Here is a 23,132-nt window from a genome sequence, read left to right on the forward strand (position 1 = left end):
CAAAAATTATGCAGATTAGCCGTAATTATAGTAAGTTTGCACGCTTTTTAAGCTGTGCTATGAAGTTGATTTCGGGAAGGATGGAATTGCTGAACCACCTGGATTCCCTCATGGGTACCCTGGGGCTGGTTCCCACCATGGGGGCCCTGCATGAGGGACACCTCAGTCTGGTAAAGAAGGCCATCGGCGAAAATGATTCTGTCCTTGTGACGATCTTTGTAAATCCCACCCAGTTCAACAACCCCGAGGACCTCGAGAAATATCCGAAGACCCTGGAGGAGGATCTGTCCCTTCTAAATTCTGTAGACAAAGACATCATCGTATTTGCTCCTGCCATTGAAGAATTGTACGGGGAAGAAGTTACCTCCCAGGAATATTTCTTTAATGGATTGGACAAAGTCATGGAAGGAGCCTACAGACCCGGTCATTTCAATGGGGTTGCCACGGTGGTTCAAAAGCTGTTTGAGCTTATCAGGCCCGACAGAGCCTATTTTGGGGAGAAAGATTTCCAGCAGCTACAGATCGTCAGGAATCTCGCCCGAACCCTGCCTTTCGAGCTGCAAATTGTCGGTTGTCCTATCGTGCGTGAACCACAAGGCCTCGCCATGAGTTCCAGGAATCGCCTGCTTTCTGAAGAGATGAGAAGGAAGGCCGGGATTATATACAAAACGCTGGAAGAAGCCAGGTGTATGTTTGGCACGGAAAATGCGACTAAGATAGACGGATATGTATCAGAGGTGTTCTCTGCCGAAAAAGACATGGATCTGGAGTATTTCCAGATCGCAGACGAAGAGACCCTGACACCTGTGATGATAAAACAGAAAAACAGGAAATACAGGGGCTTTATCGCCGTTTATGCGGAAGGGATCCGCCTCATTGACAATATCGCAATGAATTGATTATTTTTGCGCCATGAAAATTGAAGTAGTTAAATCCAAGATACACAGGGTAAAAGTTACCGGGGCCGACCTCAATTATATCGGCAGTATCACGATCGACGAGGACCTGATGGATGCGGCGAATATAATCAGGGGTGAAAAGGTGCAGATCGTCAACAACAACAACGGGGAACGCCTTGAAACCTACGCCATACCAGGACCCCGGAACTCAGGTGAAGTGACCCTTAACGGTGCCGCGGCCAGGAAAGTAGCCGTGGGGGATGTCCTTATCCTTATCACTTATGCCTGGATGGAACTCGAGGAAGCCAAGACCTTCGAGCCAGCCATGATCTTTCCCAATGAAGAGAACAACATGTTAAACTAGCTCTTGAACACCCGTTTCAAAAGACTCCTCAAAATCGTCGTCCCCATCCTTCTGGGAGTTTTTTTGATTTGGTATTCCTACTACAACACCTCCACGGAGGACAGAAAAGAAATCTTTAGATATATCAGAGAGGCCGACCTTTTTTGGGTTGGAATTTCGGTGGTCATAGGCATCCTCAGCCATATCTCGAGGGCTATTCGATGGAACTATCTCCTGGAACCCCTTGGTTACAAACCCAAGATCAGGAATAACATCCTGTTTATCCTCATCGCTTATTTTGCCAACCTGGGAATCCCAAGGTCAGGAGAAATCCTGAGGGCAACGGCCCTGGCCACCTACGAAAAAGTTCCATTCCAAAAAGGATTTGGGACCATCGTGACCGAGCGTGTGATCGACCTGCTGATGCTTCTGCTGATCATTTTCATCGCCCTGATCTCCCAGACCCAGGTGATTCTTTCTTATCTCAAGGCAAACGGCATAGGGCTTACCGCCACCCTTGTCCTGGTGGCTGTTGGAATATTCATGCTTTTTGTTTTTCTCGCATTCCTGCGAAGATCGAGTTCTCGCCTGGCCATCAAGCTGAAAGACCTTGTCAAGGGCCTGCTTGACGGGGTGATGAGCATCTTCAGGATGCGTTATAAATGGTTGTTCCTATTTCACACCCTCTTCATCTGGGCAGCCTACATCGCCATGTTCTGGGTGATCAAATTCACCGTGGCGGAAACCATGTCCCTGGCTTTTTCGGAATTCCTCGTCGCATTTATTGCAGGGGCCTTTGCCATGTCTACGACCAACGGCGGGATTGGCCTTTATCCCATCGCTGTGAGCAAAGCCCTTTCCATCTATGGTGTTAGCGCCGTTTCCGGCGACGCTTTTGGGTGGATCATGTGGATCGCCCAAACCCTGATGGTGGTGGTCTTTGGTGCAATATCTTTTCTACTCTTACCGTTATTGAACAGAAACCGGTAGGCTTTATCCATACCAAAAAACCAACTCCATGAGAAGTACCATCATCGTGGTCCTGAGCTTTCTGTTCACCCACTTCACTTTTGCCCAGGTGACCCATGAGATTTTTGAATCCTTCAAACTGCAGGAGAGAAGGAATGTTTCCTACTACTTTCCGGAAGATTACACTCCCGAAAAGAAGTATCCCGTGGTTGTCGTGCTCGATGCCGAGTACCTTTTTGACCAGGTTGTGGCGAACGCAAAATTTTATAGCAGATTCGAGGGGATGCCCGAAGTGATCGTGGTGGGTATAGATCAGAATGCTGAAAACCTTCGCTGGGAGGATTGCGCTTTTGAAGAAGATACAGGCCTTCCCACGGACAAAGGGAAGATGTTTTACGAATTTATCGGTATGGAGATCGTTCCCTATCTGGACACCAAGTTCAGTACAGCCCCCTTCAGAATGTTCATCGGTTACGGTATTACGGCTAATTTCGGAAATTATTACCTGTTTAAAGACCAGTCGTTTTTCAATGCCTTTATCAGCATTGCCCCGCGACTTGCCCCCGAAATGGAGGTCAGGGTGCCGGAGAGGCTTCTCGCCCTGGAGCAACAGATCTTCTATCACCTCATAACCGGAGGTACTAAACAGAAATCCCAGAATGGCATCAGTATCCTGGACCAGAACCTGAAATCTATTCAAAAGCCGACCTTGCATTATTCCCTCGATGTCTATCCCGAGGCCGGGGAGCTTTCCGTGGTCACTTACGGACTGGGGAAAGCCTGGGAGAAAATGTTCGAGATCTTTAAACCCATTACGCCCAAGGAATACAAAGAGCAGATCCTCACCTCCGAGGAACCTGTATTCCAATACCTCGAAGACAAGTACGGAACCATTGAAGAACTGTTTGGGTTCAGGAAGGACGTCAGCCTGAACGACATCATGGCGATTTATGCCGCAACCCGAAAAAAGGAAGACTTTGAATCCCTGAAAGCCCTTTCGGACCTCTGTAAAAAACAATACCCGGATACCATGATGGGATTTTATTTCGAAGGAGAATATTACGAATATCTCGGGGAAGCGAAAAAGGCTTTGCGCACCTTTGAAAAAGCTTTTGGCATGCAGGAAATCGACTTCCTGACCAAGGAATTAGCCCTTGAAAAAATAGACGCCCTCAAAGCAGATTTCGGTTTTTAGGAAAGGCCCTGTCCCTCCAATAATTGCACCCCGCTTTTTGCGGGGTGTTTCTTTTGTTTTTAGGGCGAACCACAATATCTTTAACCACACTATGGCCAAGACCAAAACTGCCTTTTTCTGTCAGAATTGTGGTACCCAGTTCGCCAAATGGGCCGGGCAGTGCACGGCCTGTAAGGAATGGAATACCATTGTGGAGGAGGTGATACAGAAGGAGGAGAAATCCGACTGGAGACCGACCCTGAATGGCGGGCCAAAAACGGCCCTATCCGTGAATATAGCTGACATAGGGACCGAGGAGGAGACCCGTCTCAATCTCAACGACCGGGAATTCAACCGGGTCCTGGGAGGCGGACTGGTTCCCGGATCCATGGTGCTTCTCGGAGGGGAACCCGGCATAGGGAAAAGTACCCTCCTGTTGCAGATCGCCCTTCGGCTACCCTACAAAACCCTCTATGTCTCAGGAGAAGAAAGCCTGAAACAGATCAAAATGAGGGCACAAAGGCTCCATCCGGAGAGTGAGAACTGCTTTATCCTCACGGAGACAAAAACCCAGCAGATCTTCCGGCAGATACGGGAGGTTTCCCCAGATATTGTGATCATAGATTCCATACAAACCCTGCATTCGGACCATATAGAATCCTCTGCCGGGAGTATCTCACAGATCCGGGAATGCACGGCAGAACTTATCCGTTTTGCCAAAGAAACGGGTACCCCTGTCATCCTGGTGGGTCATATCACCAAGGACGGAACCCTCGCAGGGCCTAAGATCCTGGAGCATATGGTAGACACCGTGCTACAGTTTGAAGGCGACCGAAATTATATGTACCGCATCCTCAGGGCCTTGAAAAACCGCTTTGGTTCCACCGCAGAACTGGGGATCTACGAGATGCAGGGAGACGGGTTACGTGAGGTCAGCAACCCTTCTGAGATTCTCATCTCCAAACACAACGAAGCCCTGAGCGGTACGGCCGTAGTGGCCACGCTTGAAGGAATGCGACCCTTGCTTATCGAAATTCAGGCCCTGGTGAGCACTGCCGTTTACGGTACCCCTCAGCGAACGGCTACAGGCTTTAATGCCAAAAGGCTAAATATGCTGCTGGCCGTACTCGAGAAAAGGGCTGGCTTTAAACTGGGTGCCAAAGATGTCTTTCTAAACATCACTGGGGGGATTTCCGTGGATGACCCTGCGATCGACCTGGGGGTTGTGGCGGCTGTCCTATCCAGCAATGCCGATATCCCTGTGGAAAAAGGAACATGCTTTGCGGCCGAGATAGGTCTCGCGGGAGAGGTCAGACCGGTACGCCGGATAGACCAGCGTATCCTGGAGGCGGAGAAACTGGGATTCACCCGCATATTTGTTTCCAGGAATAACAAGATCGGTTTGAAAAAACACAACATCCTGATCAGCAAAGTATCAAAGATCGAAGACGTGATCCGTGAATTGTTCGGTTGAGGCAAACGGATAATTTTTACCTTTAGGGATCATCTAAACCACCACTATGAAAATCTTCGCCAGCCTCCTGTTACCTGTTTTCTTTCTCATTTCATGTCAGAACACCCCCAAAGAAGACAGTGTACAGGCAAACAGCTCCTGTGAGGAATACCTGAGTTTTGAGAACAGGGATGACCAGTACACAGGAGGAATCAAAATGATCCCGGTCAACACGGACAAGGGCACATTTAAAGTCTGGACCAAACGCGTGGGAAACAACCCCACCAAAAAAGTGCTGTTATTGCACGGCGGACCCGGGATGACGCACGAGCTATACGAGTGCTTCGACGGCTATTTTCCGCAAGAAGAGATCGAATATATCTACTATGACCAGTTGGGTTCCTATTACAGTGACCAGCCTGATGACCTCAGTCTTTGGAACACCGAGCGCTTTGTGGAAGAAGTAGAGCAGGTTCGGCAGGCCCTGGGGCTCGACAGCTCTAACTTTTACCTCCTCGGCCAGTCCTGGGGAGGGATCCTGGCCATGGAATACGCCCTTAAATACCAGGACAACCTCAAGGGCCTGGTCATCTCCAATATGATGAGCAGTATCCCGGAGTACAACGCCTATGCCCAAACCGTACTGGGCCCTCAGATGGATCCGGAGATCTACAAGGAAATCAAAGCCATGGAGGAAGCAGAGGATTTTGGCAACCCCCGGTATGGCGAATTGCTCTTTGAGCACTATTACACGGAGCACGTGCTTCGCAGGCCTACGGATCAATGGCCGGAAGCGATCATGCGGACCCTTAAGCACGCCAACAACCAGGTGTATGTTCATATGCAGGGCTACAGTGAGTTCGGGATCACCGGCGACGCCACTTTAAAGGACTGGGATGTGAAGGACAGGCTGAAGGAGATCAGGGTACCCACCCTTGTGATCGGAGCCCAGTATGATACGATGGATCCTGCGCATATGGAATGGATGTCAAAGGAAGTCCGGAACGGCCGTTACCTCTATTGCCCCAATGGAAGTCACTTATCCCAATACGACGATCAGAAGAATTATTTTGACGGGGTGATCCGTTTCGTCCACGACGTGGATCGGGGATCTTTCTAGATCAGGGTGCCGGATCCGGGATTTCCCTATGGATGGCTTCTATCCCCTTAAGTATTTCATCGGTTAGGGCGACGTCGATACTTCCGATATTTTCCTTCAACTGCTCCATGGAAGTGGCCCCTATGATATTGCTGGTCAGAAACGGCCGCGTATTTACATAGGCCAGGGCCATTTGTGTGAGGGAAAGACCGTGATCCCCTGCCAGATCGTAGTACATTTGGGTGGCCTTCTGCGACTGTTCATCACTGTATCTTTTGTAAGCAGGGAATAGCGTAATCCTGGCATTTTCAGGTTTTTTACCCCCCAGGTACTTCCCGCTAAGCACCCCGAAACCTAATGGGGAATAGGCGAGCAGCCCTATTTTTTCTCGAAGGGAGATCTCCGATAACCCCACTTCAAAGGTGCGGTTGAGGAGGCTGTACGGATTCTGGATGGTGATCATCCTGGGGAGGCTTTCATGTACCTTGCTCTCTTCCAGGAACCTCATGGTCCCCCAGGGCGTTTCGTTAGAAAGACCTACATAACGGATCTTGCCTTCTCTGATCAGATCGCGCAGGGTTTCCAGCACCTGGTGGATATTGTCCCGCCAGAAATCGGACGGATCATGCCTGTATCCTCTTTGTCCAAAGTAGTTGGTGTTGCGTTCGGGCCAATGGAGCTGGTAAAGGTCGATATAATCCGTTTGCAGCCGCTTCAGGCTGCCATTCACGGCTTCGATCAGGGAATCCTTGCTAAAGCCTGTGGTTCGGATGAACTTGGTGAATTCTGCCTTGCCGGCGATCTTGGAGGCCAGGACCACCTTATCCCTGTTCCCGGTTTTGGAAAACCAGTTGCCGATGATCTCTTCGGTCAGGGCATATCGATCGGGATGGGCGGGAATGGGATACAATTCTGCCGTATCAAAGAAATTGATGCCCTGGTCCAGGGCGTAATCCATTTGTTCAAACCCTTCTTCCTCAGTATTTTGCTTGCCCCAGGTCATAGTCCCCAGGCATATCTTGCTTACCTCGATATCGGTATGCGGCAATGTAGTGTAGATCATCGTACCTATTTGATTTCAGGCCGCAAAGGTAGGGATCAGCCGGCTAATTTAAAACGAAGGGGTATCGAGTTCTACCAGGATCGGGCAGTGATCGCTGTGTTTTGCTGAGGAGAGGATCACAGACCTCCGAAGTCGGTCCTCGAGGTTTCGGCTGACCATCCCGTAATCCAGGCGCCACCCTTTGTTCTTGTTGCGGGCATTGGCCCTGTAGGTCCACCAGGTATATTGGTGGGGCTCCTTGTTGAAGTGCCGGAAGCTGTCAATAAAACCGCTGTCTATAAAATTGCCGATCCATTCGCGTTCCACAGGCAGGAAGCCGGACACATTCTTGTTCCTGACCGGGTCGTGTATATCGATGGCACGATGACAGATATTGTAATCCCCCAGGATCACCAGGTTCGGATTCTCTTGTTTTAGTCCCTCTACATAGTCCTGGAAATCGGCCATGTACTGAAGTTTGTGGTCGAGCCTTTCTATGTTGGTCCCAGAAGGGATATAGAGGCTCATCACCGAGATCCCGTCTATGTCAGCCCTCAGGTTCCTTCCTTCTCTGTCCATATAATCGATGCCCGTACCGAATTCTACGTGATCCGGTTCCTTTTTGGTGAGGATGGCCACCCCGCTATATCCTTTTTTTTCGGCACTGAACCAGTAATGGAAGGGATATCCGGCCTTTTCAAACAGGCTCACATCCAGTTGCTCTTCCATGGCCTTGATCTCCTGCAGGCATACCACATCAGGGTCTACACTCCCGAGCCATTCCAAAAATCCCTTGTTGAGGGCGGCCCGTATTCCATTTACATTGTAGGATACGATCTTCATGCGGTCAAATTTCGGCCGAAAATAAAGAATCTCATGCATTTGAGGAAACCCGAGCCTGAGACCGTTGCTGCACTGCACTATGAAAATTCAGAGAAAAATCCCTGTTGGATTTTCGTCAATTAGGCATATCTTTCCTTAAAGATTTTACCCATGAAACACTACTGCTTGGCCACCCTCATTTTTTTAATGACTACGAACCTCCTGACTGCCCAGGATACCCTTCCCGTGGGGGACGCCAATTCCATAACACAACAGAATGAGTTAAAGCTGAACATGTTCAACCTGATCGCCTTTAAATTTACCGATCTTACCTACGAACGCCTGATCAATGAGGAAACCTCATTCGGGTTTGGACTCTTGTTCCGGATCGGTGGATACGATGAGGATATCGCATACGATCGAAGCTTTTCATTTACCCCTTTTTACCGCAAGTATTTTTCCAGGAGCTATGCCAGTGGGTTTTTCGTGGAAGGTTTTGCCATGTTGAATTCGGGCAATGAAGATGTCTATAACGAATTCGACCAGCAGTCGGGGAACCTCATCCGTTCGGAGGAAAAGTATACTGACTTTGCCCTGGGGGTGAGTATAGGGGGAAAATTCATATCTAAAAGAGGATTCTTAGCAGAAATTTACGGCGGAATTGGGCGTAACTTTCTCAATTCGGATTTCGCCCCTGAAGTCGTCCCCCGCGGTGGGATTTCACTGGGATTCCGCTTTTAATACGTATGTTTGCCCCTCAGTTTTTTGGAATGAGGTCAGTCTTTTTACTATTCCCCTGTCTTTTCTTCACCCTGTTACACTATGGTCAAAATACGGTACAAACAGATAGTATCACGGTTTTACCCGAGGTACTGCTGCTCGAAGAACAAAAGGTAAAGCAGACCGAGGGCATCATCCCTTCCCAGATCATAGGAGCAAAGGTTTTCGACAATTTCAGTCCGGTAGATGCCGTTTCGGCCATCAACCAGATCCCGGGGGTCTACATCCTTTCCGGAGCTTTGAATACAAACAGGATCACTATACGCGGAATAGGGGCGCGAACCCTTTTCGGGACGGACAAACTCCGGTTGTACTATGACGATATTCCGGTTACGGATGGCAGCGGGTTCTCGAGCATCGAAGCCTTCGACCTGGAAAATTTCAGTCAGGTTGAAGTTGTAAAAGGCCCCAAAGCCACAACTTTCGGCACCAATCTCGGAGGGGCCATCCTGTTGACTACCCGGGAAAACCTGGGCACAGGGACACAGTTTAGCAACAGCACCACCCTGGGATCCTACAACCTGTTCAAGAACAACCTCAATTTTTCCCACAGGGATGAACTCTCCACTGTAAACCTGAATTACGAACACCTGGAAACGGACGGCTACAGGGAGAACAACCGTTTTGAAAGAGACGGCCTGCTCCTGAGGATGTCCCGCTCCTTAAACGAGAAGAATGAAATTGGTTTGCTGTTGAGCTACATCGACTACACCGCACAGATCCCCAGCTCCCTGGGCATCACGGCATTCAGGGAAGACCCTGCCCAGGCAGCTTTCACCTGGGCGGCATCCAAAGGTTTTGAAGACAACAGGTATACCCTTCTCGGAGTGAATTTTACCCATCGCTTTTCGGCTGATTTTCGGAATACCACCAGTGTGTTCTATTCTTACCTGGACCATTATGAGGCTCGTCCGTTTGGCATCCTTGATGAATATACCAACGGCTTTGGGCTGCGTACTCACTTCAGGGGGAACACAAAACTTTTCGATCGAAATTCTACCTTTTCTTTTGGAACAGAACTCTACCGGGATGAATTTACCTGGAGGGAATACGAGAATGACTACCGGGACAACGGAGGAGAAGGCAGCCTGCAGGGCGATATTTTTGCCGACAACAAGGAATTCAGATCCCAGTTAAACGCCTTCGGCACGTGGAATATTGAGCTCCTGGAAAGGATGAACCTACAGTTGGGCCTGAACATCAACCATACCCGGTACGATTACAGGGACCTGTTCAATGCAGGGGACGCAAACCAGAGTGCTGATCGAAATTTCAGGACGATTGCCCTGCCGAGCCTGAACATGGATTACAAGATCTCGGAATACCATTCCGTGTATGCCAATATCAGCAGGGGATTTTCCAACCCCACTCTGGAGGAGACCCTTACCCCGGGTGGGGTCATCAATCCGGATATCGAACAGGAAAAAGGGGTGAATTACGAGCTGGGTTCCCGGTTATTTCTGTTCGACGGTAAACTCAACCTGCTCATGACGGTGTACCAAATGAGTGTGAAGAACCTGCTCGTAGCCGAACGGGTGGGCGATGATCAGTTTGTGGGGAGGAACGCCGGGAGGACACGGCACAGGGGCCTCGAAGCTGCCCTGAACTACCGTTGGGCGTTGGGGCCCGACTGGCAGTTGATGCCCTTTCTGAATTACACTTTCAGCGATCATCAATTCGTAGATTTCGTGGACGGGGATGAGGACTTTTCGGGCAATCCATTGACGGGGGTGCCCAGGCACAGGCTCAACAGTGGCCTTCAACTTCAGTACGGCAGCAGTTTTTTCTGGAATACCACACACCAGTATGTGGGCAGTATTCCGCTGACCGATGCCAACACCCTCTCCAGCGAAGCCTTTCACCTCTTCGGGACCAAATGGAGGTATGAAAGAAAAGTAAGCGGCCGGTTAGGGCTGAGTCTTAGCCTGGGAATCAACAACCTGTTCAACGTGCGCTATGCCCAGTCTGTGCTGATCAATACCAATGCCTTTGGGGGGGCAGAACCCCGGTATTACTATCCCGGCAATGACCGCAATGTGTACGGTAGTATCCGCCTGAGGTATACCCTCTGAAATTACAGGATCTTTTTCAGCCAGTGCCGCATCCCTACTTCCTTGTCTATTGCGGCATGCAATTCTTCGATGGGAAGCCGTTTCTGTTCCATGGTATCCCTGTGACGCAGGGTAACGGTCTGGTCTTCCAGGGTCTGGTGGTCTACGGTGATACAAAAAGGTGTGCCTGCGGCATCCTGCCTACGGTACCTCCTGCCTACGGCGTCTTTATCGTCATAGGTGACGTTGAAATCGAGGCGAAGGTCGTCTATGATCTGATGGGCAATTTCCGGAAGACCGTCTTTCTTTACCAGGGGTAGAACAGCCGCCTTTGTTGGGGCGAGAACGGCCGGGATCTTAAGCACTGTACGGGTCGACCCGTTGTCCAGCTCTTCATCCACCAGGGAATGGGCCAGTACGGCGAGGAACATACGGTCTAGGCCTATGGAAGTCTCAATGACGTATGGGACGTAGCTCTCTTCAAGTTCCGGATCGAAATACTGTAATTTTTTCCCGGAATATTTCTCATGGCTCCCGAGATCGAAATCGGTTCGGGAGTGGATCCCTTCCAGCTCTTTAAACCCGAAGGGAAACCTGAATTCTATATCAGCCGCGGCATCGGCGTAGTGCGCCAATTTCTCGTGGTCGTGGAAACGGTAATTCTCCTCGCCCATCCCCAGGGAAAGGTGCCATTTCATCCGGTTTTGTTTCCAGGTTTCATACCACTCTTTCTGGGACCCGGGCCTGATAAAGAATTGCATCTCCATCTGTTCGAATTCCCTCATCCTGAAGATAAACTGGCGTGCGACTATCTCGTTGCGGAATGCTTTACCGATCTGGGCGATCCCGAACGGGATCTTCATCCGCCCTGATTTCTGAACATTCAGGAAGTTGACAAAGATGCCCTGGGCCGTTTCAGGACGCAGGTAAAGATCCATGGCAGAATCCGCAGAGGCCCCCAGCTTGGTGCCGAACATCAGGTTGAACTGCTTGACATCGGTCCAATTCTTAGAGCCGGAGACTGGACAAACTATTTCGAGTTCCAGGATGAGATTCTTTACATCCTCCAGGTCCTCCTTTTCCAGGGATCGCGCCAGCCTCTTAATGATGGTATCGGCTTTTTCCTGGTAATCCATCACACGGGCATTCGTAGACCGGAACTGGGCTTCGTCAAAGGCATCCCCGAAACGCTTGGCAGCCTTGGCTACCTCCTTCTCGATCTTGGCTTCTATCTTGGCAACATAATCTTCCACCAGGACATCAGCCCTGTATCTTTTCTTGGAATCCTTGTTGTCTATCAGCGGGTCATTGAAGGCATCTACGTGCCCGGAGGCTTTCCATGTGGTCGGATGCATAAAGATGGCGGCATCGATCCCCACGATATTCTCATGGAGCTGCACCATGGCCTGCCACCAGTATTCCCTGATATTCTTCTTGAGCTCCGCTCCGTTCTGAAGGTAGTCGTATACTGCACTCAGACCGTCGTATATCTCACTCGACTGTGCCACATAACCGTATTCCTTGGCATGTGAAATTACCTTTTTGAAAATGTCCTCTTGGTTTGCCATGGGGCAAAAATAGAATTTTACGGAAAGACTGAATAGATTATTTTAACTGAAATTCGGCGGTGGCGAGCAATTTTTCATCCTCGAAGACATTGAGGGTATAGGTGCCGTCAAGCAAAGATCCTTCGGGTACCGTAATAAAGTCGCACACACTCATTTCCTCTCCCCTGAAGATCAGAGTCACCCTTTTGCTGTAGATATTCCCGTTTACGGAGATGATGTTGGCATTGTCCTCTATGATGCCCATGTTGGGGCCCAGGAACTGGAAGTAGAGAACCTTTTCCTTGGGTGTAATCGTATTGGGATCCGCCTGTATGGTCACACATCCCCTCAGCTTCTCTATAGTCGAAGCCTTGTTGGTCTTGATCGGTCTTCCGCTTTTCATCCTGAAACCGCTCCCTTCGGCATTGACCAGGTTGAGATAGCTCTTCATCTTCAGCTCCCGGCTCAGTTCCTGATTCTTCCGTCTAAGCAGGGCCTCGGTTTCGGCAAGAGTATTGCTCCTGCCCCGGAGTTCTTCCAGCATTTCCCGGGTTTCCTGGTATTGGCTGGCGAGAAGCCTGTTGTTGTACCTCAGCAGATTGTTGTTCAGTTTGATACTGTCATACTGTGCTTCCAGATTGCGGAGCTGGGTCCTAAATTTGCTCAATTTACCAATAGTGAAATTGAGACGACCTACAGAGTCGAGCAACTGTTGCACCCTGTCACGGGAATCCTGTAATTCTATTTCATTGACCTCATTGAGGGCAGAGAGACGATCGACCTCAGTTTTCATCAGTGTCAGGTCGCGCACCAACAGCGTCTTTTCGTCTTCCAGGTAAATGATCTGATTCTGCGACTGGGCATAGCTGTAGTAAAAGGCGATCAGGATGCCTATGATCACTGCCACAAGTGCCGCTAGAATGATTTTGTAATTGAATGTATTTTCCTGAAGATCCATTCGCTGGAGGGTACGTTGTAAGTAGGTTTAAATGCGTAAAGACTTGGATATTACTAAGCTACCAAATATACTAAATGATCTCAACACGGTCCTTTTCCCCACAGTCTGTTTTGGATGTAATGCACGATTATATCGAGGAGAGCAAATTTTATGTGTTCCTTGTCGAGACCAATTACCGCTTACCGAGTACAATTTTTCGACTGAAAACCCTTTGGACAGGGTCTTTTACGGGCGGGTTAGGGTTCAGAAAGCCACTTGTTTCCTGTTCTTTCATGAAAAAGGCATTGTACGCAACCTGATCCATTACCTCAAATACAGAAACCAGAGGCAAATCGGTGATTTCCTCGGGAGGTGGTATGGAGAAATTCTTGCAGCAGACAAGGCCCTCCCCGCTCTCGATATGGCCATCCCAGTGCCCCTGCACCCGAAAAAGCTAAAAATAAGGGGGTATAACCAGGTATCCGGCTTCAGTGGGGAGATAGCCCGCCGGCTTTGCATTCCTCATCGGGAGGATCTGTTGCTAAAGAGTACGCATACACAAACCCAAACCAGGAAATCAAGGTTATTCCGATGGGAAGAGCAGCGTCCCGCGTTCCGGGTGACAAACTACAGTGATCTAAGGGGGAAAAAGGTACTGCTGATGGACGACGTGATCACCACCGGGGCCACCCTTGAGGCATGTGTTAAGGCCCTGAAAAGGGCCGGGGAAATTGAAGTTTATATCGCGACTATGGCTGTGGTTCCCTGATTTTAGAATTCTGTAAATTAGTTGTTTCTTGGCCCAAACAACGGGCTTTATGGCGCATTTAAAGCGATTTCTTTCAGGGGTATTCCTGCTTTTCCTGGCTCTGGCCCTTTTTCAGTGTGCCCGAAGAGGAAGTCCTTCCGGGGGTCCCAAGGATACGGAACCCCCGGTGCTGCTGAGGGCAGAACCCGAAAACCTCAGTACGAATTTCAAGGGAAACAAGATCCGATTGTATTTTGATGAATACATCAAATTACAGGATGTTCAGAACAAACTGATCGTCTCCCCCCCTTTTAAGTATCCGCCCGATATCAGCCCTCAGGGAGGTGCCAGCAAATACGTTGAGATAGTCATCAAGGACACCCTGAAGGATAACACCACCTATACGCTGAATTTCGGGGAAAGCATCGTAGACAACAATGAAAGTAATCCCTATCCCTTTCTGACCTATGTCTTCTCTACCGGGGATTACCTGGATTCCCTCTCCCTGATAGGGGTTGTAAAAGACGCCTTTAACAAGGAAACAGAGGATTTCATCAGCGTGATGCTTTATGAGATCGATACGGCGTATTCCGACACCTTGATCAGGAAGTCACCTCCAAACTACCTGGCCAATACACAGGACAGCACGACGATCTTTCGCCTCCAGTATCTAAAGGCAGGGAAATACCGGCTCATCGCGGTAAAGGATGAGGCCAAGAACAATCTGTACGATCCCGTGGTGGATAAGATCGGCTTTGTGGCAGATACCATCAGCCTGCCTACGGATTCCATATATCTTCTGAACCTGTTCCGGGAAAAACCGGAGTACAGTCTGTCCGTACCTAAATTCGAGGCTTCTAACAGGATACTTTTCGGGTACAAAGGTCCGGATGAAAAATTGGAGATCAATCCTGTGAGCCCTGTCCCTGATTCGGTATTTACCTATCAGGCGAAAATGCCGGGCAGGGACTCCCTGAATTTCTGGTTTACCCCTTTTGATCCCGATTCCCTGATTTTTGAGGTGGTCAACCCCCGTCTGCAAAAAAGGGATACGTTTACCATAAAATCCCGAAAACTGCTGCCGGATTCCCTGAGACTTTCAGCCAGTTACAGGAGCAGTATCGGGTTCCTGGATACCATGGCCATCTCGTCCAATATCCCCATCGTCAAGAAAGATACGACCTTCATTTCCATGATGAACAGGGATTCTGTACCGCAACCCATGGAGGTCACATTAGATACGGTTGGCCAACGGTTGGTCATCGATTTTGAGAAAGAACCCAATAACGCCTACTTTCTTACACTCCTCCCGGGAGCGCTTGCAGATATCTTTGGAAACAGCAATGACACCCTGAACTACAGGCTGATCACGGGCAGTTATGCCGATTACGGCAATTTGCGCATCCGTCTGGAAACCGCTCTGCCTTACCCTGTGTTGTTGCAGCTCACCGATACCAAGGGCAAAACGATCCGCTCAATCACGGCCCGTGAAAACGGGGTTTTTGAATTCAACCTGCTAAGTCCGGGAAATTACCTGGTCAGAGCCATTTTTGACAAAAATGAAAATGATCGCTGGGATACGGGGGATTTCTACAAAAAGATACAACCCGAGCGGGTCATTTATTTTCCCACTGCCATTGAGGTCAGGGCCAATTGGGAGCTCGAGCAGCTCTTCCTTATTGAAGAATGAATGCGTCCCTGTCGTCCAGGAACCTGAGTTGATCCCGGATCTCCTTTAGTTGAGACTTATCGAGTTTTACGAAGAGTATCTCCTCCTTATCAGAGAAGACCACCTGATGCCCAAGGGGATCATAACAGGCCGAATGACCCACGTAATCATTTCCATTATTGTCTGTTCCCACCCTGTTTACGCCGATACAATAGGCCATATTTTCGATAGCCCTCGCTTTGAGCAGGGTATCCCAGGCATCAATCCTGGGTTTGGGCCAGTTGGCAACGAAGAGAAGTACGTCATATCCCTCTGTATTCCTTGTCCATACGGGGAAACGAAGATCGTAGCAGATCATGGGGCAAATCCTGAATCCGCGGTACTCGATGAGCACCTTCCTTTCGCCCCGCGCGTAAGACCTGTGCTCCCCGGCCAGGGTAAAAGTGTGGCGCTTGTCATAATAGTGCACCCCTCCTTCCGGCTCCACGAAGAGAAGGCGATTGGTATGCCTACCATTCTGAAAGAAGGGGATACTTCCGGTGATAGCAGCCCCCTTCTCCCGGGCAATTTCCTTCATCCAGCTCAGGGTCCGGTTTCCTTCAGAAGGATCGATCTCTGAAGGGGTCATGGTAAAGCCCGTCGTAAACGTCTCCGGAAGGACGATGAGATCTACTTCTTTGTCAATACCATCGATCAGGGAAGCAAAATGCCTCCTGTTCTTTTCCGGTTCCTGCCAGAAGATCTCGGTCTGTACCAGTGCTATTTCAAGGTGTGTTGCCAAATGCCTCTGTCTTTATGTTGAAGGTGTCAGCATCGATGTAAAGTGGGTAAAACCCTGCATTTTGGCATGGTCCAAGGCAGAGTGACCCCTGGCATCCCTGATGTGCATATCCGCTCCATGGCTGAGGAGTAATTTAGCAATCTCTATCTGGTTGAAAGTAACGGCATAGATAAGACAACTCGACCCAAGGGAATTGATCGTGTTCACATCTGCTCCTGCCTGGATCAATTTTCTCGCTATACCCAAATACCCCTTAAAGCAACACCCCATGAGGGCTGTATTCCCTGCACCGTCCTTCTCATCAACAGGGACACCTTTTTGGAGCAGGTAATCTACCGCAGCTTCACGGTTGTAATAGGCCGCCAGGATGAGGGGTGTTGAACCCCTTGAATCCCTGGAACCGTAAAGGTCGGGGTTCTTCTCCCCCAGGGAACTTATCGTTTCGAGATCCCCCTGCCTGATCGCATCAAAAAAAGAATCCTGTGTCATAAGTGCCAGTTTTTATAGTGTTTAAAGGTACAATAATGCCGGGGAGGATTCACCTTCAATCATAGAAATCCTCTATTGACGGATGTCGTCTGGAAATCATGCAGACAGGGAAAATTGTGTAATTCGGGTTATCTTGCCGTATGGAAAACAATCCACTCAATGTATTCGGGATGCCTTTATCACCCTGTTGCCAGGATCCGGTGACAGGATACTTCAGGGACGGCTTTTGCAAAACCATGAAAGAAGACCTCGGGACCCATGTGGTCTGCGCCAGGGTGACCCGTGAATTCCTGGAATTTTCAAGGAGCAGGGGAAATGACCTGATCACTCCCATTCCGGAGTGGCAGTTTCCCGGACTTAAACCGGGTGACCAGTGGTGTTTGTGCGTATCCCGCTGGATCGAGGCCGAAAAGGCCGGGGTAGCGCCCCCTGTCATCCTGGAAGCCACGCATGAAAAGGCACTGGAATATTGTCGTATGGAGACCTTGCTGAAATACGCGTATAAGGCACCCGTATAATATGCATGTACACTTTCAATAAAAATGGTTTAATCCCTTGACCCTGGGGTAAAATCCCCTGGAGCCTGCTGAGGCTGATTCGTCGTTCCGGAACCGCCTGTATCGTTAAAGACTTCCCACTCTGATGGGTCGAATACGGGATTGCCAAGCTGTATCCCCTCTTTTCGATACGCCCTCCCATCCTCGAATTCATGACTGGTGCCCGATCCGTCTTCCCCAACCACCCCGAAGATATCGATGACAGACCCAAAGGGATCTATCAGGACCAGATTGTCATCTCCATTGGAGTCAGCCGGGCTGTTCGTTCCGCCCTGTAAATCCGGGGCAAATCCGTAAGTCTGTTCAAAGACGGCTGCGTCTGAGGCGATCAAAAGAAACTGACCCGGGAAAAGTGTAAGAGCAGAGAGGTCTATGGTAGACCCTCTCTCTGTATTGTCATTGGTATAGCGATCCAGCCTCCATCTGTTTAGAGAAAGCGTTTCCGAGCCCGAATAATGCAATTCCACATACCTGGCAGCAGTGTTATTGTCCGGGTCGGCAAGCTCAGAAATGATCAGGGATTCTGAGGTAAACTCTGTGATCAGGTCCTCACATCGTTCTCCACGGAGGTCCAGGTCCTCAGGAGATCTTATCATCAATTGAGGCTTCCCGCCTTCGGGATAGTATATGGCTGTGATTGAACCCTTACCTGTGGGCAAGGTTTCCTTTTGAAAATCGGAATACCCGCTGTTGAGCAGGCCTATCTCGCGGTCATCGCAATCCTGCATAGTCCTAACTGTTTCGACCTCTATTTGAGCATAGGTCGAATCCTTCAATTCCAGCATAAATTCCATTTCCTTAAGCTCGACCAGCGTATTTGACGGTTGTGCAATGAGATCCTGCACGAAAAGCCTTGTTGGTATAAGGGCGTGGGGAGGTCCGCACATTTTAAGTACATGATCAACGATGGCGTGTTTGGGAATACGGCCCACCTGTACATTGCCAAAAGAAGTATAGGCATTACCCAGTTTAAAGATGCCTTTGGACCTTCCTATGAAAAGGCCTTTCAATTTCAATAATACTTTTTGGCCAACAGGATAGAACAGGTGGGAATTCCGCAATTCGAGTTCCACCTGTACCCCTACCTGCGGAGCCGCAGGTCTGTCCTGGAGATGAAGGGTATTGTAGAAGTTCCCGCTTTTGTCTGAGGAGATGACGTAGGCCTCGACGACCCAGTCATTCCGGATCTCCCTTGTGCTTCCATCAAAAGAATCCAGGACCTCCATCAGGGAGATATTCGGGGACAACTCATCAACGCAGTACATTTCTGGAGCAGACAGGTCGTCCTGTCTCAGGCATCCCATAAGGAAAAGGAAAAACACGATGAACTCCCTTGACGGAACCTTTTTTGTGTTCATCCTAAAAACTGATTGCCAGGTTCAAAAAAAAGGTTCGGCCGAACCCATACCAGTATTTGGGTCCGAAGGAAGGAGACCCACTGAGGTTGTCCCTTAACATTTGTCCGTAAGTCCCGTTCCTGCTTTGTTCGTATCCCCCTGATCTGAACACCTCATCAAAAAGGTTGTTCACACTGAGAAAGGCACTGATATATCTTCCCTTGTGCAGCCAGGATTTCCCGGCAGTCAGATTGAGAAGGTGCACCGGGGGGAGCGGCTCCTGCATCAACATAGACTGATGTATCTCTTCATCGAAATCGTCAAATTCCGATCCCGTATCGGGGTCTATCAGAAAACTGCGAGTCCTCTTTATAAAGGAAATATCCCGGTAATTATTTGCCAGGTAATTGGCGGTAACTCCCACCCACCAGTAGGAAGGATCCCTATACTCGATCCCCAATGCCAAGGCCGTTTGAGGGCCCCTGGGCAACTTATACCCCTTGACGGAAGTATGACCCAGATCAATCCTCCCTTCGGATTGCCGTAACTCCCCTTCGGCACCAGAAGTGTCAAAATTTATGGACAGTTCCGGATTACTGGCGTATTCAAGGCTTCCTACAGATGCCACCACAGTGGCCTTGACAACGGGTGATATCTCGTATTCCAATCCCATTTCGAGACCCTTGTGCAACCGGTCGAGTCCTGTGACCACTTCCTGAACAAAATCAGATCCAAATCCGGAGTCCACATAGAAGAAGTTCACCTCGGTCTGATGCTGGAATCTGGTGTAATAAGCGGATACCCGACCTTTAAGCCCGTCTAAGCGGAGATGGTAATTGATATCATAGCTAAACAGGGATTCTCCTGTAATACCCGGTACGACCCTGTTACTCTCCCTGGGATTTACGAACATGTGTTTTAACAAAGGTGGCCTTCTCCCGCTGTATATATGCGCTTTGATCCAGTGCCTGGAACTGATTCCACAGGAAAGACCCGATTTTATTCCCCAGGATCTAAAATTCAAGCGCTCACTTTTCCCCAATGACTCGTCGGGGTATCGTTCATTCAAAAAAAACCCGTCTCTCTGGAAACTCTTTTCAGCATATTCTCCAGCGACATAAAAATCCCATTGTTTCCAGAAGAAACGGGTTTGTATAAAACTTGTCAGGTGCTCAACATCCATCTTATAGTGATAGCCAAATATCTCCCCTTCCTGTTTTTGGATCTCTCCATTCAGGTCGTTTCTCGTCTTCGAAAAAGTATCTTCATCCAAAAGGTAGGTTGCTCCCATCAGATCATTAAGTCTCGAGAAATTGGATATTTCTGATTGCTGCATCAGAATACCTGCATCTATTTGGACGCTCTTGCCTAAAGGTAAATTCAGTACAGTATTTATCGAGAAGGTATCTTCCTCCCTTCTGTCCTCATAATAAACATAGGCAGCTCTTCCATCTTGGGCGGGTGATGTGTTGGCCTGATAGAGCGAAGACCAGGGCCATTGTGAATTTTTCAGGAAACTCAACCTGGCTTCATTAGCACCGATGAAGTTCGCCCCGATCGGACTGTTGAGGTAAAAGCTCGGTAAATAGCGGTAATAAGTGGGGTCGGGATTAGGAGCATCAAAATATCCGATACGAGAGAAGCCTGCACTTCCGGTTTGAAAGGCTGCTGCGATCCTGAACCGGAAGTCGTTTTTCGTATGGTCGTAATCCAGCATTACCAAAGGTTCATGGGTCGTCCGGATCCGGGAAGTTCTCCGTGCACCGTCGAGCAAACCCCAGTACGGATTGTATCTTGGACCGGCGAGTTCAGCAACTTCATCAGTCAGGCCTGCAGAACGGCCACGGCTGTTGTAGGCATTGATCAGCGTAAGTCCCAGTAAATGGTTCGGACCCAGGGCAACTCCGGAAGACAGGAAGATGGAATAGGCATCATAAAGTGTTCCTGTCACGTAACCCTGTTCAGCCCAGCGCCGGGACAGGGAGAGCGTATGGCTAAACCCTTTTTTTCCCGTTCCTGAATGATACGTAGTCATCAGTCGGTTTCGGTAAGTGCGGTTTGAGGCCGCTGCAGAGATCCTAATTCCGGGCCTTACCCTGAAGGGAGAAGTATCGATCAGGGTAATGCCCATTGGTCGGCCAAATGCGTGGTCAGATGCTTCCAGGCCGTAACTCAATTCCTGGTTTCTCATGACGTCATTGAGACCTCCCCAGTTATTCCACTGCGGCCTGCCGTCCCAATTTCGGTTCATGGGGATACCATTGATCAGGATAGCTCCCTCGCGGGAATCGTAACCCCTGACCCGGAAAAAGACCTGCCCGAAATCAAAAGCAGCCCGATTGAGAAAGACGTCCCTGGTGGCCTGTAAAAACCCTGAGTTCGATTCAACGCCCGCCTCATCGATCAGTTCAGTCTCGGTAAGCGTTACCAGATTATCTGTCTTTTCTGTCTCGAGATCCCGTTTGAGATAAACAGGGCCCAGGTTGATGTCTTCCGATCCCATCACCAATGGGAAGATCAGCGTCTGGTATTGAGGGGCCGAGATCCTGAGGTTTTGGGATCCTTTACTTTTACTGATCAGGAGGAAGTCCCCGGAATCATCAGTCCTTACCGGATCTCCTTCCGACTCTAGTTCTACCTCAATTCCTTTCAGCCCCTTTCGATCCAGGTATTCCAGGACTCGCCCTTTTATCGAAACTTCCTGCGCGATCCCATTCCAAGCTATGATCCCTGCCAAAATCACGAGGTAATACCTTTTTGAAATATTTATTGATTCGTTTCCCGTGCCGATCTCCTTCATTGCAATCCTCCTTTTAGCCTTGCCAAAATAACCGGGGCTGCTGCAATCCCCTTGCATCCTGGGGGGATACCTTGCCGACGAATATTTAAAGTCAGGTCTGTGAATTTGAAGGTGCACGTTCTTACATTCTTCTTTTTTTGGATGCCCCCGCAAATTTGTGCTGGTCAGGAGGCTACCTACAGAGTTAGGATGTTTTCCTTTTACAATCTCGAAAACCTGTTCGATACCCTTGACGATCCGAAGGTCATGGACGATGATTTTACTCCCGGGGGCCTCTATCAATGGGACAAAGCACGATACGAGGAAAAGATTGAGAGATTGGCTCAGGCCATCCGGAGTACAGGAGATAAATACGGGTATGGGCCCCCTGATATCCTGGGCGTTTGCGAGGCAGAAAATCACCGGGTTTTAACAGACCTGGTTTCTCATGAATTGCTCAGGACCTTTGGTTACGGCATCATTCACAGGGACGGTCCGGACGAAAGGGGAATCGATGTGGCCTTTTTGTACAGAAAGGCCTCCTTTTCGCCTGTTAGTATGACGTGGCATCCCCTGCTCCTCCGCAACGAGGAGAGATTCAGGGAATTTACCAGGGATCAGCTGGTGGTACACGGATATTTGGACGGACTTCCTGTTTATGTGCTTATAAACCACTGGCCTTCCCGCAGGGGAGGTGAACTGCGCAGTCGTCCTTACAGAATTGCTGCGGCTGAGCTCAACCTTGAGATCCTGGATTCGATACGGGCTATCTCTCCTGAACCTGTGGTTATTGCCATGGGAGATTTTAATGACAACCCCACGGATTATGCCTTTAGAAAGGTACTGAGGGTCAGGAAGGATTCAGATGGTATAAAGGCAATCGATCTTTACAACCCCATGGCGGCTCTGTTCAAAAAGGGCATGGGAAGTCTGGCGTACAGAGATAGCTGGAGTCTGTTCGACCAGATCTACGTGAGCGGGAACCTCGTCACAGGGTCAAATCCTCTGCGATTCTGGAAAGCCGGAATACACGATCCCGCCTTTTTAACGCAAAAGAGAGGCAGGTTTAAAGGTTATCCCTTCCGAAGCTTTACTTCTGGGAGATATACAGGAGGATACAGTGACCACTTTCCCGTATATGCCTTATTTATTACGCAGGTGAAGCCCCTATTCAGGGACGATTAACTTGATATTCCTCCACTTTACTTTGATCCCGCCACCGTCGTGGATCTGGAGGGCGATGGAGCCTTCCCCCTTGCCGATGGCTTCATCACTGATGCTGACCATTTGCACCCCATTGAGCCAGGAGGTAAGCTGGTCTCCCATCATACGGATCTTGAGCGTGTTCCACTGTCCTTCTCTAAGCACCAGCTCCTTTTCCGCCTCGGGTTTCACCAGCCAGCCGCGACCGTAGGACTCGTAAACCCCTCCGGTATGTTTTCCCTTGGGAGCCACCTCAACCTGCCAGCCGCTTACTTTGGTCCCCTCAATAGTGGAGCGGACAAAGACCCCACTGTTGCCGTCGGCTTCCTGCAGGAATTCCAGGCTGAGCTCAAAGTCCTTGTAATGATCATTTGTGGCCAGGTAGCCATACTGGGCGTCGGGGCCGCTTTCGGAGACCAGGAGACCGTCTTCGACATACCATTTCTCGGTGCC

At 49.5% G+C, this 23,132-nt stretch carries 21 protein-coding genes; 12 read left to right on the top strand and 9 right to left on the bottom strand.

The genetic code is table 11. The features are described 5' to 3' along the window. Positions 1 to 59: 59 nt before the first annotated feature. The 6 genes from panC to ABYP73_RS02100 all read left to right on the top strand — a co-directional run bounded on the left by panC (position 60) and on the right by ABYP73_RS02100 (position 5,958). A complete protein-coding gene (gene panC, locus ABYP73_RS02075; protein ID WP_372973308.1) occupies positions 60 to 899 on the top strand; it encodes a pantoate--beta-alanine ligase in 840 nt (279 codons plus the stop codon). A 13-nt stretch (positions 900 to 912) separates the two neighbouring features. Beyond that, the gene (gene panD, locus ABYP73_RS02080) at positions 913 to 1,263 is read left to right on the top strand and encodes an aspartate 1-decarboxylase (protein ID WP_372973309.1); all 351 of its coding nucleotides are present in this window, start codon (positions 913 to 915) and stop codon (positions 1,261 to 1,263) included. 3 nt (positions 1,264 to 1,266) lie between these two features. Next, positions 1,267 to 2,232 (top strand): lysylphosphatidylglycerol synthase transmembrane domain-containing protein, encoded by a 966-nt coding sequence (locus tag ABYP73_RS02085; protein WP_372944416.1) that lies wholly within the window; start codon positions 1,267 to 1,269, stop codon positions 2,230 to 2,232. A 28-nt stretch (positions 2,233 to 2,260) separates the two neighbouring features. Next, complete coding sequence (locus ABYP73_RS02090; RefSeq protein ID WP_372973310.1) at positions 2,261 to 3,406, top strand: alpha/beta hydrolase; 1,146 nt, start codon at positions 2,261 to 2,263, stop codon at positions 3,404 to 3,406. 91 nt (positions 3,407 to 3,497) lie between these two features. Next, entirely contained in the window at positions 3,498 to 4,859 is a 1,362-nt protein-coding gene (gene radA, locus ABYP73_RS02095) for a DNA repair protein RadA (RefSeq protein ID WP_372944414.1), read from the top strand. Positions 4,860 to 4,905: 46 nt separating this feature from the next. Then, on the top strand, positions 4,906 to 5,958 hold the full coding sequence (locus tag ABYP73_RS02100; RefSeq protein ID WP_372944413.1) for a proline iminopeptidase-family hydrolase: 1,053 nt from the start codon (positions 4,906 to 4,908) through the stop codon (positions 5,956 to 5,958). A gap of 1 nt (position 5,959) precedes the next feature. On the opposite strand, the gene ABYP73_RS02105 is transcribed toward ABYP73_RS02100, so the two are convergent. Both ABYP73_RS02105 and ABYP73_RS02110 read right to left on the bottom strand, forming a co-directional pair. After that, positions 5,960 to 7,000 carry an NADP(H)-dependent aldo-keto reductase gene (locus ABYP73_RS02105; RefSeq protein ID WP_372973311.1) on the bottom strand — a complete coding sequence of 347 codons (1,041 nt, stop codon included), beginning with the start codon at positions 6,998 to 7,000 and terminating at the stop codon, positions 5,960 to 5,962. Positions 7,001 to 7,048: 48 nt separating this feature from the next. Next, on the bottom strand, positions 7,049 to 7,822 hold the full coding sequence (locus ABYP73_RS02110) for an exodeoxyribonuclease III (RefSeq protein ID WP_372944411.1): 774 nt from the start codon (positions 7,820 to 7,822) through the stop codon (positions 7,049 to 7,051). Between the two features lie 150 nt (positions 7,823 to 7,972). Between ABYP73_RS02110 and ABYP73_RS02115 the strand changes: the two genes are divergently transcribed. Together ABYP73_RS02115 and ABYP73_RS02120 are read left to right on the top strand one after the other, a co-directional pair. After that, the gene (locus tag ABYP73_RS02115) at positions 7,973 to 8,542 is read left to right on the top strand and encodes a DUF3575 domain-containing protein (RefSeq protein ID WP_372944410.1); all 570 of its coding nucleotides are present in this window, start codon (positions 7,973 to 7,975) and stop codon (positions 8,540 to 8,542) included. Between the two features lie 29 nt (positions 8,543 to 8,571). Continuing rightward, positions 8,572 to 10,653, top strand: a complete 2,082-nt coding sequence (locus ABYP73_RS02120; protein ID WP_372973312.1) for a TonB-dependent receptor family protein — start codon at positions 8,572 to 8,574, stop codon at positions 10,651 to 10,653. Positions 10,654 to 10,655: 2 nt separating this feature from the next. Here the strand turns inward: ABYP73_RS02120 and ABYP73_RS02125 are convergent, their stop codons facing one another. Together ABYP73_RS02125 and ABYP73_RS02130 are read right to left on the bottom strand one after the other, a co-directional pair. Further along, positions 10,656 to 12,200, bottom strand: coding sequence for a glycine--tRNA ligase (locus ABYP73_RS02125; protein ID WP_372944408.1), 1,545 nt, complete (start codon positions 12,198 to 12,200; stop codon positions 10,656 to 10,658). 37 nt (positions 12,201 to 12,237) lie between these two features. Beyond that, positions 12,238 to 13,137 carry a hypothetical protein gene (locus ABYP73_RS02130; protein WP_372973313.1) on the bottom strand — a complete coding sequence of 300 codons (900 nt, stop codon included), beginning with the start codon at positions 13,135 to 13,137 and terminating at the stop codon, positions 12,238 to 12,240. A 211-nt stretch (positions 13,138 to 13,348) separates the two neighbouring features. Here ABYP73_RS02130 and ABYP73_RS02135 point away from each other — a divergent pair, with 211 nt between their 5' ends. Beyond that, complete coding sequence (locus tag ABYP73_RS02135; protein ID WP_372973314.1) at positions 13,349 to 13,885, top strand: ComF family protein; 537 nt, start codon at positions 13,349 to 13,351, stop codon at positions 13,883 to 13,885. Between the two features lie 28 nt (positions 13,886 to 13,913). After that, the gene (locus ABYP73_RS02140; protein WP_372973315.1) at positions 13,914 to 15,554 is read left to right on the top strand and encodes an Ig-like domain-containing protein; all 1,641 of its coding nucleotides are present in this window, start codon (positions 13,914 to 13,916) and stop codon (positions 15,552 to 15,554) included. Here the strand turns inward: ABYP73_RS02140 and ABYP73_RS02145 are convergent. Both ABYP73_RS02145 and ABYP73_RS02150 read right to left on the bottom strand, forming a co-directional pair. Beyond that, complete coding sequence (locus ABYP73_RS02145) at positions 15,541 to 16,314, bottom strand: amidohydrolase (protein ID WP_372944404.1); 774 nt, start codon at positions 16,312 to 16,314, stop codon at positions 15,541 to 15,543. The two genes, ABYP73_RS02140 and ABYP73_RS02145, sit on opposite strands and share 14 nt — an antisense overlap. Positions 16,315 to 16,326: 12 nt before the next feature. Further along, complete coding sequence (locus ABYP73_RS02150; protein WP_372944403.1) at positions 16,327 to 16,803, bottom strand: ankyrin repeat domain-containing protein; 477 nt, start codon at positions 16,801 to 16,803, stop codon at positions 16,327 to 16,329. A gap of 140 nt (positions 16,804 to 16,943) precedes the next feature. Between ABYP73_RS02150 and ABYP73_RS02155 the strand changes: the two genes are divergently transcribed. After that, a complete protein-coding gene (locus tag ABYP73_RS02155; RefSeq protein WP_372944402.1) occupies positions 16,944 to 17,321 on the top strand; it encodes a DUF2237 family protein in 378 nt (125 codons plus the stop codon). Positions 17,322 to 17,350: 29 nt separating this feature from the next. On the opposite strand, the gene ABYP73_RS02160 is transcribed toward ABYP73_RS02155, so the two are convergent. After that, positions 17,351 to 18,718, bottom strand: coding sequence for a DUF5689 domain-containing protein (locus ABYP73_RS02160; protein ID WP_372973316.1), 1,368 nt, complete (start codon positions 18,716 to 18,718; stop codon positions 17,351 to 17,353). 1 nt (position 18,719) lies between these two features. After that, positions 18,720 to 21,497, bottom strand: coding sequence for a TonB-dependent receptor (locus ABYP73_RS02165; protein WP_372973317.1), 2,778 nt, complete (start codon positions 21,495 to 21,497; stop codon positions 18,720 to 18,722). Between the two features lie 189 nt (positions 21,498 to 21,686). On the opposite strand from ABYP73_RS02165, the gene ABYP73_RS02170 reads away from it, so the two are divergent. After that, a complete protein-coding gene (locus ABYP73_RS02170) occupies positions 21,687 to 22,661 on the top strand; it encodes an endonuclease/exonuclease/phosphatase family protein (protein ID WP_372973318.1) in 975 nt (324 codons plus the stop codon). On the opposite strand, the gene ABYP73_RS02175 is transcribed toward ABYP73_RS02170, so the two are convergent. Continuing rightward, a partial coding sequence (locus ABYP73_RS02175; protein WP_372973319.1) for a DUF1080 domain-containing protein occupies positions 22,644 to 23,132 on the bottom strand: 489 nt, incomplete at its 5' end. The two genes, ABYP73_RS02170 and ABYP73_RS02175, sit on opposite strands and share 18 nt — an antisense overlap.

This window comes from Muriicola sp., from assembly GCF_041567615.1.
GTDB lineage: Bacteria > Bacteroidota > Bacteroidia > Flavobacteriales > Flavobacteriaceae > Muriicola.

What these genes read in the sequence shown, in the direction of transcription:
- panC (WP_372973308.1), top strand. Translation starts at nt 60, where the DNA reads ATGAAGTTGATTTCGGGAAGGATGGAATTGCTGAACCACCTGGATTCC.
- panD (WP_372973309.1), top strand. Translation starts at nt 913, where the DNA reads ATGAAAATTGAAGTAGTTAAATCCAAGATACACAGGGTAAAAGTTACC.
- ABYP73_RS02090 (WP_372973310.1), top strand. Translation starts at nt 2,261, where the DNA reads ATGAGAAGTACCATCATCGTGGTCCTGAGCTTTCTGTTCACCCACTTC.
- radA (WP_372944414.1), top strand. Translation starts at nt 3,498, where the DNA reads ATGGCCAAGACCAAAACTGCCTTTTTCTGTCAGAATTGTGGTACCCAG.
- ABYP73_RS02100 (WP_372944413.1), top strand. Translation starts at nt 4,906, where the DNA reads ATGAAAATCTTCGCCAGCCTCCTGTTACCTGTTTTCTTTCTCATTTCA.
- ABYP73_RS02105 (WP_372973311.1), bottom strand. Translation starts at nt 7,000, where the DNA reads ATGATCTACACTACATTGCCGCATACCGATATCGAGGTAAGCAAGATA.
- ABYP73_RS02110 (WP_372944411.1), bottom strand. Translation starts at nt 7,822, where the DNA reads ATGAAGATCGTATCCTACAATGTAAATGGAATACGGGCCGCCCTCAAC.
- ABYP73_RS02115 (WP_372944410.1), top strand. Translation starts at nt 7,973, where the DNA reads ATGAAACACTACTGCTTGGCCACCCTCATTTTTTTAATGACTACGAAC.
- ABYP73_RS02120 (WP_372973312.1), top strand. Translation starts at nt 8,572, where the DNA reads ATGAGGTCAGTCTTTTTACTATTCCCCTGTCTTTTCTTCACCCTGTTA.
- ABYP73_RS02125 (WP_372944408.1), bottom strand. Translation starts at nt 12,200, where the DNA reads ATGGCAAACCAAGAGGACATTTTCAAAAAGGTAATTTCACATGCCAAG.
- ABYP73_RS02130 (WP_372973313.1), bottom strand. Translation starts at nt 13,137, where the DNA reads ATGGATCTTCAGGAAAATACATTCAATTACAAAATCATTCTAGCGGCA.
- ABYP73_RS02150 (WP_372944403.1), bottom strand. Translation starts at nt 16,803, where the DNA reads ATGACACAGGATTCTTTTTTTGATGCGATCAGGCAGGGGGATCTCGAA.
- ABYP73_RS02155 (WP_372944402.1), top strand. Translation starts at nt 16,944, where the DNA reads ATGGAAAACAATCCACTCAATGTATTCGGGATGCCTTTATCACCCTGT.
- ABYP73_RS02160 (WP_372973316.1), bottom strand. Translation starts at nt 18,718, where the DNA reads ATGAACACAAAAAAGGTTCCGTCAAGGGAGTTCATCGTGTTTTTCCTT.
- ABYP73_RS02165 (WP_372973317.1), bottom strand. Translation starts at nt 21,497, where the DNA reads ATGAAGGAGATCGGCACGGGAAACGAATCAATAAATATTTCAAAAAGG.
- ABYP73_RS02170 (WP_372973318.1), top strand. Translation starts at nt 21,687, where the DNA reads ATGTTTTCCTTTTACAATCTCGAAAACCTGTTCGATACCCTTGACGAT.